Here is a 15,440-nt window from a genome sequence, read left to right as displayed (position 1 = left end):
CGTATCTTGACGGTCTGGAGGCTAGTGACATGCGCCCGATTACCGCAATCGGTTTTGATGCCGACGACACGCTCTGGCAGAACGAACAATACTACCGCCTGACGGAACGGCACTTCCAGAAGCTGCTTGGTGATTTTGGCGATGGCGCCGATATTTCCGCGCGACTGCTGGAGGCCGAGAAGCGCAATCTCGGATATTATGGTTTCGGCATCAAGGGCTTTACCCTGTCGATGATCGAAACCGCGATCGAAGTGACGGACGGCAACGTACCATCCCGCACCATCGGCGAAATCCTCGATATCGGCCGGGAGCTGCTGCGCCACCCGGTCGAGGCGCTGCCGCATGTGGAAGAAACGCTAAGATCGCTGAACGGCCATTATCTGCTGGTGCTGATTACCAAGGGCGACCTGTTCGACCAGGAACGCAAGCTGGCGCAATCGGGCCTCGGTGATTTCTTCGACGCGGTGGAGATCGTTTCGGACAAGACGGCCACCACCTATCGGCGCATTTTCCAAAAATTGGCCGACGGGCCTGAACGGGCGATGATGGTGGGCAACTCGCTCAAGTCGGATATCGTGCCGGCCATCGCCGCGGGATCCTGGGGCGTTTACGTGCCGCATGCCCTGACCTGGGTCCTGGAACATGTGGATGCGCCGACCGAAGCGCCGCGTTTCCGCAAGATCGAGAACCTTGGCGAGTTGCAGCGGGTCCTTACCGAAGTCATGGCCGTTTGAAATTCAGCCGTGCCTGCGCGACCTCCGGCTGGCAGAAACAGCCCTCGAAATGATCGTTGACGAGGCCCATGGCCTGCATGAAGGCATAGACGGTTGTCGGGCCAACGAAGGTCCAGCCGCGCTTCTTGAGCACCTTGGACAGTGTGACGGAGACTGGCGTCGTGGGGTTGGCGCATAGCGTGGCGAGATCCATGATCGCGGGTCGGTCTTCCTCGCGGGGTTCGAAACTCCAGAAGAATTTGGCGAGGGTGCCAAACTCATCGCGCATCTCGACGGCGCGCTTGGCATTGTTGATGGTGGACACGATCTTGCCGCGATGGCGGATGATGCCCGCATCGAGCACCAGTCGTTCGACATCGTCTGGACCGAACTGCGCCACGGTGTCGAAATCGAAGCCTGCGAAGGCTGCGCGGAAATTCTCGCGCTTGCGCAGGATCGTCAGCCACGAGAGACCGGACTGGAAGCCTTCGAGGCAGATCTTTTCGAACAGCCTGATATCGTCGGCCATCGGCCGGCCCCATTCCTCGTCATGATAGCGGCGGTAGTCTTCGAGACCGCCGTGCCAGAAGCAGCGGCCCTTCCCATCTTCGCTCGTGATGATGCCGGCCACTTGCTTCTCCCAAACCATGACAATCCAATCCTTAACGTCAGTCTGACAGGTCTTCAGCTTGCGGCAACCATGTTTACACACGGGCCGGTAACCCTGCCTAAAGCTTTATGCGAATTCCAGCGCCGAACACCCCACCCGTTTACCAAACGCTTTGACGTGCCATTCACCATGGCCGCCAGATCAGTAAACGAGTGGACGTGGAACCGATGACGACGAAGACCCTGCTTCTGGCCCTAGGCCTGACGACCGCGCTTTGCAACACAGCTTTGGCAAACGACCGCTACGGCGACCGCCCGCCGGTCATCGTCAGCCCGGATCTTGCCGCCCCGTGGGTGATGCAGCTTGCTGGACCGAATGGACGATCGGCAGCAACCGTGCGCCAATATCGCCAGCCGCAGAACGACCGGCAGCAGACCGCACAGCCGCGGGTGATATACCGCGAGCAGGCCCAGCCGCGGCCGGTGCGCCGTGGCATATTCGATCGCGGTCAGCCGAGAGCGCAACAGGTCGCCATGCGGCCCAACGCGCCGGCACGCAGCCGCATCGATCCGCAGTTCCTGCCGCAGATGGTGGCCTATGACACCAAGGAAAAGCCGGGCACGCTCGTCATCGATACGAACAACCGCTTCCTCTATCTTGTCATGGCGGATGGCCAGGCCCGGCGCTACGGCGTCGGCGTCGGCAAGCCGGGCTTCGAATGGGCCGGCGAACACAAGGTGACCCGCAAGGCCGAATGGCCGAGCTGGATCCCGCCGCAGGAAATGATCAGCCGCGAGGCTGCCAAGGGCCACTACCTTCCCGCCCGCATGGATGGCGGACCGGAAAACCCGCTCGGCGCCCGCGCCATGTATCTCGGCTCGACGCTCTACCGTATCCACGGCACGAATGCGCCCTGGACGATCGGCAGCGCCGTCTCCTCTGGCTGTATCCGCATGCGCAACGAGGACGTGACAGACCTCTACGGTCGTGTTGATGTCGGCACCAAAGTCATCGTGATGTAAGCGCCATCGCGGCTGCTGTGGCCATATGGCCACGGTGGCTTCGGCGATCGTTGAGCGCCCGTGTATATTCACCTCGTCTCATCTTGCCGCAGGCGATGGGTCGGGACATGTTTTCCTGCAGTTCAAGACCAAAATACCAGGGGGTAAGGATGAAATCGGGTAAAATGCTGTTTGCCGTGGCCGGCATGATGGTTTCGATTCTGGCAGTGGATGCTTCGACCCACGCAGCCTCAGCGCAGAGCTCCAGTTCGGCGCGGCCGCAGACGACCGCCAGCGACGTGGCGCCTTCCGTGCGCAACCGCACGGTGCCGGAGAAATTCCAGCGCCGGAAGGTGCGGTTTGCCACCAATGAGGCGCCGGGCACGATCATCGTCGATACGAACAACAAGTTTCTCTACTACGTCGAGGGCAACAACCGCGCTACCCGCTACGGGATCGGCGTCGGTCGCGAAGGCTTCGGCTGGTCGGGCGTGGTTTCAATCGGCCGCAAGTCGGAATGGCCGACTTGGACGCCCCCTGCCGAAATGCGCGCCCGTGAGGCCCGCCGCGGCATCAGGCTGCCCGTCGTCATGCAGGGCGGCCCGGAAAACCCGCTCGGCGCCCGCGCCATGTATCTCTACAAGGGCGGTCGCGACACGATCTTCCGCATCCACGGCACCAACCAGCCCTGGACGATCGGCCTCAACCTGTCGTCCGGCTGTATCCGCATGATGAACAAGGATGTCGAGCATCTTTACGCGCGCGCCGCTGTCGGCTCCAAGGTCGTGGTCATCGGCCCCGGCAGCAAGCCGGGCGACGTCGCCTTCGAAGACCGCGGCCTCGACATTTTCCGCACCATCTTCGGCGGCTGATTGTTAGGCATCTCTTCTCGCATTCCTGTGCGCGTCACAGGAATGCGGTCGGTCTAGGTTAACGGACCGAAGAGACTCTTCCGCATCGCGGACGCGACGCTGCTCACTCCCTGTGACAAGCACAGGGATGAGGGTGGAGAGTGGGCGGTGCCGGCGGCAATCAGACGACGATGTCGCCTTTTAGGGTAAGATCGGCCGGCCTCGCCTAGACGAGTGCCTTTGCCTTTCTCGCGAGCTTTGCCGGTTCGGGCCCGCCGTAGGCCCAGTCCAGCAGTTCCACCGTGTGGACGATCGGGATGGCTGTTCCAGACGCGATCTGGGTGATGCAGCCGATATTGCCTGTTGCGATCACGTCCGGCTTCGTCGCCTCAATATTCCTGACCTTGCGCGCCTTCAACTGGCCTGAAATTTCCGGCTGCAGAATATTGTAGGTCCCGGCCGATCCGCAGCAGAGGTGGCCTTCTGCGGGATCGCGGACGGTAAAGCCTGCGGCCTTCAGCAGCTGCTTTGGTGCTGCGACGATCTTCTGGCCGTGCTGCATCGAACAGGCAGAATGATAGGTGACGGTGAGCTTTTTCGGCTCCTGCTTGGCAAGATCAAGCGTGAACAGGTATTCGGTAATGTCCTTTGCGAGCGCCGAGACGCGTGCCGCCTTTTCCGCATAAGCCGGATCGAGCCGCAGCATGTGGCCGTAATCCTTGATCGTGGTGCCGCAGCCGGACGTGGTGATGATGATCGCATCAAGACCGCCCTTTTCGATTTCGCGGGTCCAGACGTCGACATTGCTGCGGGCGAAATCCAGCGCCTGTTCCTCGCGCCCCATGTGATGCACTAAGGCCCCGCAGCAGCCTTCGCCTTGCGGGCTCACGACCTCGACGCCGAGGCGCGACAGCAGCCTGTGTGTCGCGGCATTGATGCCGGGATCGAGCACCGGCTGGGCGCAACCCGACAGGATCGCCACCCGCCCGCGGCGTTGCGCTTGGGGCATCTGCGATATCGCCGGGGCTGATCCGGTCGGTGGAGCGGCTCTCGGTGCAAGCTCCAGCATGGCTGCGAGGGGGCGAAGCGGCTTGATGCGCTTTAACAACGGGCCGAAGGGCCGGCCGAGCCTTGCCAGCGACAGTGCCGTCCTGAACCGTGCCGGATAGGGAAGGACGGCGGCCAGCAGGCTGCGGATCAGCCGGTCGGCAAGCGGCCGGCGGTAGGTGTTTTCGATATGGATGCGGGCGTGATCGACCAGATGCATATAGTCGACGCCGGAGGGACAGGTGGTGACGCAGGAGAGGCAGGACAGACAGCGATCGATATGGGTGACGACCTGCTCATCGGCTGCCCGATCGTTTTCCAGCATGTCCTTGATGAGATAGATGCGGCCGCGCGGGCTGTCGAGCTCATCGCCCAGCGTCACATAGGTGGGACAGGTGGCGGTGCAAAAGCCGCAATGAACGCAGCGGCGCAGGATCTTTTCGGACTCCGCCACATGCGGGTCGAGCAGTTGTTCGGGGGTGAAGGAGGTCTGCATCAGTGCGCTTCTTCCCTGTCAACTTGGCCCCGCCTGCCGCAGGCGGCGCAGGACCTCGATACCGATGATGGTCTCATGATCACCACCCCATCTTGCCCGGCGAGAAGATCCCGGCCGGGTCGAGTTTCTGTTTGACCCGGGCCGAGAGTGCGGCCACGGCATCCGGCACCGGCTCGAATGACGGGGTCGCGGCTCTTGCGGATTTCGAGGCGCGGATGAGCGTGGCATGGCCTCCGCCGAGTGCGCGAATATAGCCGCGCAGGAAGTCGGCTTCGGGATCTGCCTCCATCTGCATCCAGACCAGTCCGCCCTGCCAGTCGTAATAGGCATCGACGCCCGCCTCCATGCGAAGAGCGGCGACAAGCTGGCAGCCGGCCATCGGCGCCATCGAGACGCGCCAGAGGGGCCGACCGGCACCGTTGGCATAGGGATGAACGTCGCGGATCTCGCGCCAGAGCGACAGGCTGTCTTCCATGCCGAGTCGGATGACGGGACCAAAGGCCTGCATCACGGCGACCAGCTTTTCGGCACGCACCGCGACGGATGCGGCGAGACCTTCGAGACGCAGGACGGTTGCTTCGTTCTCGGGCAAGGCGCCATCGATAAACCGGGCTCGCACGGTCTGGGGCAGATGGGCGGCACCGGACACCTCCACCGGCAGCGCCATGGCGGCCGCCATCGCCTTGGCGGCGGTCTCGTCGTCCAGGCCGGAGATGACAATGGTTTCAACTGTCTGCGGCACCGGAAGGACGCGAAAGGTCACTTCAGTCAGAAATCCCAGCGTGCCGTGCGAACCGGCGAGAAGTTTGACCAGATCGAGGCCGGTAACGTTCTTCATCACCCGCCCGCCCGCGCGCAGCAATTCGCCGCTGCCGTTGACGAAACGGATGCCGAGAAGACTGTCCCTCGCCGCTCCCGCCACGAAGCGGCGCGGACCGGAGACATTGGAGGCAAACACGCCGCCGATCGTGGGCTCTCCTGACGTGCCCATGATGCCGCGGTGATCCATCGGCTCGAACGCCATCATCTGGCGGTTTTCGGCAAGGGCCGCTTCCACCTCGGCGACGGGTGTGCCGGCCTTGACGGTCATCACCATTTCGGCCGGGTCGTAATCGACGATGCCGGTGAGGCCGCGCGACGACAGGGGCTCTGCGCCCTCGGTGGCATTGCCGAAGCCGGAGCGGGTGTTGCCGCCGCAGAGCGCGAACTTCCGGCCATCGGCCACGGCGCTGCGGATGACATAGGCGGCATCGGTTTCGGAATGGGGTATCAGCAAGGGAAACCCACTTCAGGAATGGTGTTGGTGGGCATGAAATTCACCTGCGCCCCTCGAGCGGAAACACCTTGGACGGGTTCAGTATCCATTGCTCGTCGAAGGCTGAGCGGATTGCCATCTGCTGGTCGAGTTCGGGCTGGGTAAACTGATGCCGCATCAGGTCGCGCTTCTCGATACCGACGCCATGCTCGCCGGTGAGACAGCCTCCGGCATCGACGCAGAGCTTCAGGATCTCGTTGCCGGCTTCCTCCGCCTTCATGGCTTCTTCGGGATCGTTGGCATTGAACAGGATCAGCGGATGCATGTTGCCGTCGCCCGCGTGAAACACGTTTGCCACGCGCAGGCCGAAGCGTTCGACGATTTCGGCGGTCTTTTCCAGCACGTAGGAGAGTTTGCCGAGCGGCACCGTGCCATCCATGCAGATATAGTCGGCGATGCGGCCGGTGGCGCCGAAGGCCGATTTGCGGCCTTTCCAGATCAGCGCCGCCTCGGTGGCGGACTGGCATTCGCGCACGGTCTGGACCTGATGCCTTCGGGCGATCTCGACGATGTCTTTGAGCGTCGCGTCCATCTCCGCTTCCGATCCCTCGACCTCGACAATCAGGAGCGCTGCGACATCGAGCGGATAGCCGGCCTTGGCGAACGCTTCGCAGATCTCGATCGCCGGCTTGTCCATGAACTCGATCGCCACCGGAATGATGCCGGAGCCGATGATATCGGCGACGCAGGCCCCTGCCTCTTCCGAGCTATCGAACCCGAACAGGACCGGGCGCGCGCCCTCCGGTTTGGCAATCAGGCGCACCGTTGCCTCGGTGACGATGCCGAGCTGGCCTTCCGAGCCGCAGACGAGGCCGAGAAGATCGTAACCTGCGGCATCCAGATGCTTGCCGCCAAGCTCGATCACCGTGCCATCGACAAGCACCATCCTGACGCCGAGCAGGTTGTTGGTGGTGACGCCGTATTTCAGGCAGTGGGCGCCGCCGGAATTCATGCCGATATTGCCGCCGATAGTGCAGGCAAGCTGCGAACTCGGGTCCGGCGCATAGAAAAACCCGTCGATGCCGACCGTTTCCGAAATGCTGAGATTGGTGACGCCGGCCTGCACGGTGGCGGTGCGATTGCTGTAATCCACTTCTAGAACCCGCGACATCTTGGAAAGGCCCAGAACGACCGCATCCTCCTGCGGAATGGCCCCACCCGAAAGCGAGGTTCCAGCTCCGCGGGCAACTACCGGAATGGCGTGGCGGTGGCAGTATTTCATCACAGCGGCAACCTGCGCGGTGGTGCGCGGCAGGACGACAGCAAGCGGGACGCGTCGATAGGAGATAAAGGCGTCCGTCTCGAAGGGTGCCAGTTCGCGCTCTTCGTGGATGAGACAGTCCGCTGGCACGAGGCGGGAAAGGTCAGCGACAATGGTATCACGCTGCGACAGGACGGACGCGCGTGGTGGCAGGAATGCGATTGCCTCGGCCATGGCCTCCTCCTCAGAACGCGTGGCTTTCTCTATCTCGTTACAGCGTATGCCATGACGGTGTCGCACATCAACTCGAATGCGGGTTGCCCACGCATAAACCACAGATCCGCTCTCGACATTATCAGCGTACAAAGCGCGGTCCGCGCAAAATAGACGTTGACGCAACAGTAGCCGGCTTCAGAATGGAGAATGCGCCTTTAGAGATGATTCTCCTAAAATAATCCTCTTTTGCTCGTTAAGCCCGGCGCAAGCATTATATTAGCAACATACATTTTTTGGAGGCGTTTCGAAATTGGGCTTGATGGACCGACTGACCGGCAATCTTCGTTTGATGCTGCAGCGCCCTGCGCGACAGCAGTATGCCGCGTTGTGCTATCGCCTGACGAAGAAGCGGACGCAGCTGGAAGTTCTGGTCGCCACAAGCCGCGATACGGGGCGTTGGGTCATTCCCAAGGGATGGCCGATGAAGGACAAGAAGGCGCATCAGGTAGCCGAACGCGAGGCTTACGAGGAAGTGGGCGTCAAGGGTAAGGTCGAGAAGGACGCGCTTGGCTTTTTCCACTACCGCAAGACCCTCGACAGCGGCCTGAAAGTGCTGGTGCGCGTGCAGGTTCACGCACTGGAAGTTGCCGATTGCCTGAAGAATTTTCCGGAAAAAGGATCCCGGAAGCTGGAATGGGTCTCCTGCGAGGAAGCGGCCAACCGCGTCAACGAGCCGGAACTGAAAATTCTCTTCCTGCGGTTTGCCGAAAAAATGGATCCGCTTCGTTCAACGGTGCCGATCAAGGCCGCAGGCTGACAGTCCGCTCGACCAACCAAAATCGTATACTGGAATAAATGATGGGCCAAACGCGGCCGCGTCTGGCCAAGCCGACGCTCGACAAGGATCTTGAAAAGCTCTCCTCGGTGGAAGATGCCGCGCGGCAGACGTCGCGCGGGCTTGCAGCACCCGGTGCAGCGCTGTTGTTCATCGTGCTGGTGGCAATCTTTGCCGCTTCCTATGTGACCGGACATCCGGGTGCTGTGGTGGTGATCGCGGCCTCCGCGCTTGCGGCCTACATGGCGATGAATATCGGCGCCAACGACGTTACCAACAATATCGGCGCGGCGGTCGGCGCGCGCGCGATGACGATGGCGTTCGGCCTGGCGCTGGCGGCAGTGTTCGAAATCGCCGGCGCGGTGATTGCCGGCGGCAGCGTTGCCGGTACGATCGCCAACAACATCATGCGTGCCGGCGTAATCACCGATCCGAACGTGATGATCTGGGCGATGATGGCGGCACTGCTTTCCGCAGCCGTGCTGATCAACGTCGCGACATGGCTCGGTGCGCCGATCTCTACCACCCATTCGATCGTCGGCAGCGTGATGGGTGCAGGCATCGCGGCGGCCGGTTTTTCGGCAATCAACTGGGCGACCGTCGGCGGTATTACCGCAAGCTGGGTCCTGTCGCCGCTCCTTGGTGCCGCGATTGCCGCCGGCCTGCTGTTCCTGATCAAGGAAACGATCATCTACCGCGAGGACAAGATCGCTTCTGCCCGGATCTGGGTGCCGATCCTGATCGGCCTGATGGCGGGCGCTTTTGCGGGCTACCTCTCGCTTGTCGGTCTTGGGCAGTTGATAACGGTGTCAAAACTGACCGCGACCGCCATCACGCTGATCACGGGTCTTGCCGTCTGGCGACTGGTCATCCCTGTCATCGCCAGACAGTCGCGCGGACTGGAGAACCGCAACCAGTCGCTGCGCAAGCTGTTTCGCATTCCGCTGGTGTTTGCCGCGGCGCTGATGTCGTTTGCACATGGGGCGAATGACGTGTCGAACGCGATTGGTCCGCTGGCAGCGATCGTCGCGGCAGCGCAACGCGGCGGCGTGTCCGCACCTGTCGGCATACCGCTGTGGGAGCTGGTGATCGGCGGGCTTGGTATCTCGCTCGGACTTTTGCTGTACGGACCGAAACTGGTGCGGCTGGTGGGTGCCGAAATCACCAAGCTCAATCCGATGCGCGCCTATTGCGTCTCGTCTTCGACGGCGCTGACGGTGATCGTCGCGTCCTGGGTCGGTCTGCCGGTATCTTCCACGCATATTGCTGTTGGCGCCGTGTTCGGCGTCGGGTTTTTCCGCGAATGGTACACGCGCCATTCACGCCGCCGTTACGAGTATATGCGGGTCAGGGCCGGCAAGGATCCGGATGTCGGTCAGGAGCACGAGCACGACGAGAACGAGGTGAAACGCCGTTTTCTGGTGCGCCGCTCGCATTTCCTGTCGATCATCGCCGCCTGGATGATTACGCTGCCGGCATCGGCTGCGCTTGCAGCGCTGGTCGCGACGGTTATCTTCGCGCTGTTCGTCTGAGTTTCGAAAGTTTTCCCATGCGTGCCAATTTCCGGATACAGCGCCTGTTCATCGACGCCCCTCTTGCCAAGGCAGAGCACCAGGAGGTGGGAGCGGAGCATTTCAACTATCTCGCCAATGTGCTGCGCCTGACTGAGGGTGCCGAGATCCTGGCGTTCAATGGGCGCGACGGCGAATGGCTGGCGAAACTCATCTTTCCGAGCCGCAAGAAGATCGCGCTTGAGCCGATCCAGCAGGTGCGCCCGCAACCGCCGGCACCAGACCTGCATTACCTGTTTGCGCCGCTGAAGGTGGGACGGCTGGACTATCTGGTGCAGAAGGCGGTCGAAATGGGCGCCGGCACGCTTCAGCCTGTCATGACGCAGCACGTGCAGGGGAAGATCACCAGCATGGAACGACTGCAGGCGAACGTGATCGAAGCTGCCGAACAGTGCGGCATATTGTCAGTCCCGCAGGTCCTTTCGCCGAAGAAACTCGGCGATGTCCTCGACCACTGGCCGTCCGACCGGCGCATCATTTTCTGCGACGAGGGCGATGAGGGACAGAACCCGCTGACGATCCTCGCAAAGATCGAGGAGACCAAGCTGGCGCTGCTGGTTGGCCCGGAAGGCGGGTTTTCCGAAGAAGAACGGGCACGTCTGCGTTCGCTGCCATTCGTCAGTGCCATTCCGCTCGGACCGCGTATCCTGAGGGCCGATACCGCAGCGGTTGCAGCACTTGCCGTGGTCCAGGCTTCGATCGGCGACTGGCGTTGAACATGCTCCCAACCGGCGCGACAGATTTGACACACAGCTGCCTGTTTTTCTAAACCAGCGTTGAAAGAAATTCACTTGCACCGCACATCATTCCGGTCCAATCAGCCGGACGTTCGCTCTCTAAATACGGCACTCCGAACAAGGTAGTTTTCATGGCCCGCGACACCACCGACCAGACCCCGCTTTCTTCGGTGGCCGAGCTTTCCAGCTACATGGCCGAGGGACCGCGACCGAAGGAAAAATTCCGGATCGGGACCGAGCACGAAAAGTTCGTCTTCTTCAAAGCCGATCATTCGCCCGTGCCCTATGCCGGTGAAGCCAGCATTTCCGCGCTGCTGAATGGCATGCAGGAACGGCTGGGCTGGGAGCCGATCACCGATGGCGGGAACATCATCGGGCTTGGCGAACAATCCGGCATGGGTGCGATCTCGATCGAGCCCGGCGGCCAGTTCGAGCTTTCGGGGGCGCCCCTTGAAACACTGCATGAAGTGGCGGCCGAGGCCGAGCAGCATATCGCGCTCGTCAAGGAAATTGCCGAGCCGATGGGCATCGGCTTTCTCGGCATCGGCGGCAGCCCCAAATGGACGCGCGAAGAAACGCCGCGCATGCCGAAATCCCGTTACGACATCATGACCCGCTTCATGCCGAAGGTCGGCAGCAAGGGTCTCGACATGATGTACCGCACCTGCACGATCCAGGTGAACCTCGACTTCTCGTCCGAGGAAGACATGGCCGCGAAGATGCGGGTGTCGATGAAGCTGCAGTCGATCGCGACCGCGCTGTTTGCGGCATCGCCGTTTACCGAGGGAAAGCCGAACGGACTATCCTCCTGGCGCGGCGACATCTGGCGCGACACCGACAACAGCCGCGCCGGCGTGCTGCCCTTCGTGTTCAACTCCGATTTCGGCTATGCCGATTACGCAGATTGGGCGCTCGACGTGCCGATGTATTTCATCGTGCGCAACGGCAAGTATCACGACTGTACCAATATCACCTTCCGGCAGTTCATGGACGGCGGGCTGAAGGGCTCGGTCGACGACTGGCAGCCGACGATGGGCGACTGGATCAACCATCTTTCCACACTGTTCCCGGACGTGCGGCTGAAGCGGTTCCTGGAAATGCGCGGTGCCGATGGCGGTCCGCTCGATCGCATCTCGGCGCTTCCCGCCTTCTGGGTGGGTCTTCTCTATGACGAGACGGCGCTTGCGGATGCGCAGGAACTGACGAAGGACTGGACCTTCGAAGACGTCGTCCAGATGCGCGATACTGTGCCGTCGAAGGGTCTTTCTGCAGAGATCCGTGGCGTGTCGGTTCTCGATATCGCCCGCGAGAGCGTGCTGATCTCCAAGGCCGGCCTCAAGGCCCGCGCGCGCAAGAATGCCGAGGGCGACGACGAGACTATTTTCCTCCGTCCGCTGGAAGAAATTCTGGTGAAGAAGGCAACGCTTGCCGACGAAATGCTGGCGCTGTTCAACGGGCGCTGGGAAGGCTCGGTCGAGCCGGCGTTCAAGGACTACGCTTACTGAAACCCGCATCCGAGTGGCGCGATAATCCGCTTTGAGGCTCTGCCTTTCCGGCTATAATGGGGCAATCACCCGTGCCGGAAGGGATGCCCATGCTGCCATTGTTCGACATGATGTTGAAGGCCGGAGGCGGCCAGGGCGGCGGCGCATCCATGGAGGCCTTCGCCAAGCAGTTCGGTCTTGCCCAGGAGCAGGTCTCGGAAGCGATGGCGGCGCTGATGCCTGCCTTTTCCTCCGGTTTCAAGCGCAAGGCTGCCAACCCTTACGACCTTTCTGACCTGATGAGCACCGTGTTTTCCGGCGCCTATGGCAAATATTTCGAGGACATGGGCAAGGCTTTTACACCTCAGGGTAAGGCGGACGGCAATGCCGTGCTGGAGAAACTGTTCGGCTCCAAGGAAGTTTCCCGCGCGATCGCCGCGCAGGTGGAGAAGTTTACCGGCATCGGCCAGGACATCATCGAGAAGATGATGCCTGGCATGGCCAATACGCTGATGGGCGGCTTCTTCAAACAGTTTACAGGGCAGATGGGGGCGCCTTTCGCGACCCAGTTTCCGGCCGGCGGCGATACGTTCGGCCCGGCGCTGGAGACGATGCAGAAGCAGTGGATGACCGCGATGGGTTTTGACAAGGCGGCACCGAATCCGGACGCGACGAGCAATCCCTTGGACAATCCCTTTGCACAGGCGATGCGGGCGATGTGGGGCCTGGAAAAGCCAGAGCAGCCGCAGCCTTCCGCCACCGCTCCGGGCGCTGCCCAAACCTATGCGGATCTCGTCAACCGGATGTTCGACAGCGGAGTCGAGGCGAACAAAGGCTACCAGAAGAGCCTGGAGACGATGTTCGACGGTTACTTCGGCACTGGAAAAGCGGCCAAGCCCTGAACGAAAAAGTCACTTGAACGAAAAAGCCCGGCGCGGATAAACCGGCCGGGCAAAGGCAGGGCTATTGGCAATCGCCCTGCGGGGAAACTTGAGGCTCGCTAGAGCCGCTTGAAGCGTGTACGCGCATGCTCGCGGGCGGAACGCGTCAGAAGCCGTGACGGGTCATCCAGAATGCCCGAACGATCGAGCGCCTTCACCACATCGTGGCGGGTAATGCCGATATCTTCGAGCTGGTAATCGTCGAGGTCGTGAAGGGAATTGGCCTCGAAGCGATTTCGAAGAGCGCGCCATACGGATTTCGTTCGAAGCATGATCTGCGCTGCAAAGCGGGTCTTCGCTGCTGCAGGGTAAAGCTTCAGTTCGGTTCCGTAGTTGGTCGTGCTCATCGGATCATCCTTTCGTAAGGCACGGAGAGGCTCACCCCTTCCACAACGGCTTTGCGGAAAGGTTGCCTTTTGTGAAGGCATCCGGGAGGAGGCCTTCGCTGGTTCTGATTTTGCATCGTGTTTATGCGGGAAAATCTATTGATCAGTCCAACGAATGTTTCTAATGATATGCATCAATCGCTCTTATGAATGACGTTCATCTGGAGGCCTGCATGTCCGCACCGCTCGACATCGATCAGCTACACACGTTCATCGCCATCATCGACACCGGCAGTTTCACCAAGGCGGCCGATCGGGTGTTCAAGACCCAGTCGGCGGTGTCCATGCAGATGCGCCGGCTGGAAGAACGGATCGGCAAGCAGCTGTTTGCCAAGGACGGGCGCGGCAACCGGGTGACGGCCGAGGGCGAGAAGCTGATGAATTACGCAAGGCGGATCATCAGGCTTAACAACGAGGCGATTGCCGCTTTCGACGACAACCGCCTGGAAGGCTCGATCCGGATCGGCACGCCGGACGACTATGCCGACCGCTACATGCCCGAAATCATCGGACGGTTTGCGAAGACGCATCCCAATGTGGAGCTCTACATCGTCTGCGAACCCTCGGTCAGCCTTGCCGAGAAGATGGCGCGCGGAGAGCTGGATATCGCGCTCGTGACGCACAACCCACGGCAGCGGATATCAGATGTCGTTCGCACCGAGCCTCTGTGCTGGGTGGGTTCGGCCAACCACACGCTGAAGGACGACGCGCCGGTGCCGCTTGCGGTCGGTCGGCGTGACTGCCTCTGGCGCCAGCTTTCCTGTTCGGCGCTGGATGCGTCAGGCCGCGAATATCAGGTCCTGTTTACGAGCTGGTCGTCGACCGTCGTTGCGGCGGCCGTGCTTGCCGGCATGGCTGTTTCCGTGCTGCCGGAATCGGCGCTGCGGCCCGGCATGAAGGTTCTGACGGCTGCCGACGGTTTTCCGCCGCTGCCACCCGTGCAGATCGGCCTGATGAAGCGGCCGGGGGTCTCACCGTCGCTGATGAACGCCATCACCGACCATATCACCGCCTGCCTCGACAATATCTCGCCGGCCGTGGTGCCTGACGATCTCGATGCCGACACCAAGGCGTTTCCGCGCATGGTGCGGTCGCGCGGTTCGGTGATGCCCGGCTGGTAATGCAGACAAGAACGTCGCCTGCCCTCAGTTGAGGGCAAGCCACACGGCCTGCCAGACCCAGAGCGCGCCCAGCGTGAAAAAGCCCAGCATAAACAGCGGCCGGCGATAGCGCAGGCGATTGCTGGTCACATGCACATAGGCATGGGCATAGCGGGAGGCGACGAAGAGCCAGGAGAGCGCCACCGTGCCCCAGTTGTCTGCGGTCGATGCATAAAGCACCAGGCAGACGACGTGAAACAGCACCGGCAGTTCAAACTGGTTCTTGATGTTGTTGTGGACCAGCAGGCTTTCCGCCGGTTCCTGCAGGTTCTCGCGAAACTGCGCTACCTCGACGCGGCCGGACCTTACGGCGGCAACGCGTTTCTTCGACAGCATCCAGTAGAGACAGAAGACGAGCGCGACATGCGCGATCATCGGCCAGAGCGTTGCATTGGTGGAAAGCATTGATCCTCCTGTCGTCATAAGAATGCATAGACGAAGGAAAGGCCGCCGACAACGGGCCGACGGCCCTCCTTACACAGACTTGGACTACCGCGGCGTCAGGGTTTCGGTGCCGGATCCGTCCTGGCCGGAAATCGTCCAGGCACCTTCCAGCACGCCATCATCGCGTACCTCGTAGACGACGAGGCCGACTTCGCCATCCAGCACGTAACCTGCGGCAAAAGCGTTCTCATAGAGCATGCAGATGCCGTTCGACGTAGCCTTCTTGCCCGAACCCGTCTTCCAGACGATGGCACAGGTCGTCTCGCTGGTCAGCTTGATGGTGGCGGTGCCGTCATAGGCGGATCCGTCGAGATTGGTGCCCTCAACCGTGTACGCGCCGGCCTTGACGGTCTGCGCCTGGGCAGGCGCAATGAAAGCGGCGCCCAGAAGCACCGCAGCAAGAACTGTTCTCTTCACGAAAGTCTCCCCTTA

The 15,440-nt window shown here is 61.5% G+C and carries 16 protein-coding genes; 9 read left to right on the top strand and 7 right to left on the bottom strand.

The annotated features are described in order from the left end of the window. Positions 1-29: 29 nt before the first annotated feature. The gene (locus tag G6K99_RS03165) at positions 30-734 is read left to right on the top strand and encodes an HAD family hydrolase (protein ID WP_062453728.1); all 705 of its coding nucleotides are present in this window, start codon (positions 30-32) and stop codon (positions 732-734) included. Here G6K99_RS03165 and G6K99_RS03160 read toward each other — a convergent pair. Next, entirely contained in the window at positions 721-1,362 is a 642-nt protein-coding gene (locus G6K99_RS03160) for a DNA-3-methyladenine glycosylase I (RefSeq protein ID WP_062453729.1), read from the bottom strand. The genes G6K99_RS03165 and G6K99_RS03160 overlap by 14 nt on opposite strands. 188 nt (positions 1,363-1,550) lie before the next feature. Here G6K99_RS03160 and G6K99_RS03155 point away from each other — a divergent pair, with 188 nt between their 5' ends. Further along, positions 1,551-2,345 (top strand): L,D-transpeptidase, encoded by a 795-nt coding sequence (locus G6K99_RS03155; protein ID WP_062453730.1) that lies wholly within the window; start codon positions 1,551-1,553, stop codon positions 2,343-2,345. A 149-nt stretch (positions 2,346-2,494) separates the two neighbouring features. After that, complete coding sequence (locus tag G6K99_RS03150) at positions 2,495-3,196, top strand: L,D-transpeptidase (RefSeq protein ID WP_244631347.1); 702 nt, start codon at positions 2,495-2,497, stop codon at positions 3,194-3,196. A 205-nt stretch (positions 3,197-3,401) separates the two neighbouring features. Here the strand turns inward: G6K99_RS03150 and glcF are convergent, their stop codons facing one another. The 3 genes from glcF to G6K99_RS03135 form a co-directional block, all read right to left on the bottom strand. Next, positions 3,402-4,718, bottom strand: a complete 1,317-nt coding sequence (glcF, locus tag G6K99_RS03145; protein ID WP_174195686.1) for a glycolate oxidase subunit GlcF — start codon at positions 4,716-4,718, stop codon at positions 3,402-3,404. Between the two features lie 79 nt (positions 4,719-4,797). After that, complete coding sequence (locus tag G6K99_RS03140; protein ID WP_174195685.1) at positions 4,798-5,994, bottom strand: FAD-binding protein; 1,197 nt, start codon at positions 5,992-5,994, stop codon at positions 4,798-4,800. Positions 5,995-6,034: 40 nt separating this feature from the next. Then, complete coding sequence (locus tag G6K99_RS03135) at positions 6,035-7,468, bottom strand: FAD-linked oxidase C-terminal domain-containing protein (RefSeq protein ID WP_174195684.1); 1,434 nt, start codon at positions 7,466-7,468, stop codon at positions 6,035-6,037. 292 nt (positions 7,469-7,760) lie between these two features. Between G6K99_RS03135 and G6K99_RS03130 the strand changes: the two genes are divergently transcribed. From G6K99_RS03130 to G6K99_RS03110, 5 genes are all read left to right on the top strand, one after another. Next, positions 7,761-8,267: an NUDIX hydrolase gene (locus tag G6K99_RS03130; RefSeq protein WP_174195683.1), complete on the top strand. Its 507-nt coding sequence runs from the start codon at positions 7,761-7,763 to the stop codon at positions 8,265-8,267. Positions 8,268-8,308: 41 nt separating this feature from the next. After that, entirely contained in the window at positions 8,309-9,817 is a 1,509-nt protein-coding gene (locus G6K99_RS03125; RefSeq protein ID WP_174195682.1) for an inorganic phosphate transporter, read from the top strand. Positions 9,818-9,834: 17 nt separating this feature from the next. Beyond that, positions 9,835-10,572: a 16S rRNA (uracil(1498)-N(3))-methyltransferase gene (locus G6K99_RS03120; RefSeq protein WP_174195681.1), complete on the top strand. Its 738-nt coding sequence runs from the start codon at positions 9,835-9,837 to the stop codon at positions 10,570-10,572. Between the two features lie 152 nt (positions 10,573-10,724). After that, complete coding sequence (locus G6K99_RS03115; protein WP_174195680.1) at positions 10,725-12,098, top strand: glutamate--cysteine ligase; 1,374 nt, start codon at positions 10,725-10,727, stop codon at positions 12,096-12,098. 89 nt (positions 12,099-12,187) lie between these two features. Next, a complete protein-coding gene (locus G6K99_RS03110) occupies positions 12,188-12,979 on the top strand; it encodes a DUF937 domain-containing protein (protein ID WP_174195679.1) in 792 nt (263 codons plus the stop codon). A gap of 98 nt (positions 12,980-13,077) precedes the next feature. On the opposite strand, the gene G6K99_RS03105 is transcribed toward G6K99_RS03110, so the two are convergent. Then, complete coding sequence (locus G6K99_RS03105) at positions 13,078-13,365, bottom strand: DUF1127 domain-containing protein (RefSeq protein WP_174195678.1); 288 nt, start codon at positions 13,363-13,365, stop codon at positions 13,078-13,080. 212 nt (positions 13,366-13,577) lie between these two features. On the opposite strand from G6K99_RS03105, the gene G6K99_RS03100 reads away from it, so the two are divergent. Further along, positions 13,578-14,525 (top strand): LysR substrate-binding domain-containing protein, encoded by a 948-nt coding sequence (locus G6K99_RS03100; RefSeq protein WP_062580164.1) that lies wholly within the window; start codon positions 13,578-13,580, stop codon positions 14,523-14,525. 24 nt (positions 14,526-14,549) lie between these two features. On the opposite strand, the gene G6K99_RS03095 is transcribed toward G6K99_RS03100, so the two are convergent. Further along, positions 14,550-14,969, bottom strand: coding sequence for an MAPEG family protein (locus tag G6K99_RS03095; protein ID WP_062453740.1), 420 nt, complete (start codon positions 14,967-14,969; stop codon positions 14,550-14,552). Between the two features lie 84 nt (positions 14,970-15,053). Continuing rightward, entirely contained in the window at positions 15,054-15,425 is a 372-nt protein-coding gene (locus G6K99_RS03090) for a hypothetical protein (RefSeq protein ID WP_062453741.1), read from the bottom strand. Positions 15,426-15,440: the final 15 nt, after the last annotated feature.

This window comes from Neorhizobium sp. AL 9.2.2, from assembly GCF_013317225.1.
GTDB classification, from domain to species: domain Bacteria; phylum Pseudomonadota; class Alphaproteobacteria; order Rhizobiales; family Rhizobiaceae; genus Neorhizobium; species Neorhizobium soli.
Note: the sequence above shows the minus strand (reverse complement) of the source record. Positions and strands in the feature narration are given on the sequence as shown.

Excerpts from the sequence above, each read along its gene's own strand:
- G6K99_RS03135 (WP_174195684.1), bottom strand. The coding sequence starts at position 7,468 with ATGGCCGAGGCAATCGCATTCCTGCCACCACGCGCGTCCGTCCTGTCG.
- G6K99_RS03165 (WP_062453728.1), top strand. The coding sequence starts at position 30 with ATGCGCCCGATTACCGCAATCGGTTTTGATGCCGACGACACGCTCTGG.
- glcF (WP_174195686.1), bottom strand. The coding sequence starts at position 4,718 with ATGCAGACCTCCTTCACCCCCGAACAACTGCTCGACCCGCATGTGGCG.
- G6K99_RS03105 (WP_174195678.1), bottom strand. The coding sequence starts at position 13,365 with ATGAGCACGACCAACTACGGAACCGAACTGAAGCTTTACCCTGCAGCA.
- G6K99_RS03125 (WP_174195682.1), top strand. The coding sequence starts at position 8,309 with ATGGGCCAAACGCGGCCGCGTCTGGCCAAGCCGACGCTCGACAAGGAT.
- G6K99_RS03115 (WP_174195680.1), top strand. The coding sequence starts at position 10,725 with ATGGCCCGCGACACCACCGACCAGACCCCGCTTTCTTCGGTGGCCGAG.
- G6K99_RS03155 (WP_062453730.1), top strand. The coding sequence starts at position 1,551 with ATGACGACGAAGACCCTGCTTCTGGCCCTAGGCCTGACGACCGCGCTT.
- G6K99_RS03150 (WP_244631347.1), top strand. The coding sequence starts at position 2,495 with ATGAAATCGGGTAAAATGCTGTTTGCCGTGGCCGGCATGATGGTTTCG.
- G6K99_RS03100 (WP_062580164.1), top strand. The coding sequence starts at position 13,578 with ATGTCCGCACCGCTCGACATCGATCAGCTACACACGTTCATCGCCATC.
- G6K99_RS03095 (WP_062453740.1), bottom strand. The coding sequence starts at position 14,969 with ATGCTTTCCACCAATGCAACGCTCTGGCCGATGATCGCGCATGTCGCG.
- G6K99_RS03110 (WP_174195679.1), top strand. The coding sequence starts at position 12,188 with ATGCTGCCATTGTTCGACATGATGTTGAAGGCCGGAGGCGGCCAGGGC.
- G6K99_RS03160 (WP_062453729.1), bottom strand. The coding sequence starts at position 1,362 with ATGGTTTGGGAGAAGCAAGTGGCCGGCATCATCACGAGCGAAGATGGG.
- G6K99_RS03120 (WP_174195681.1), top strand. The coding sequence starts at position 9,835 with ATGCGTGCCAATTTCCGGATACAGCGCCTGTTCATCGACGCCCCTCTT.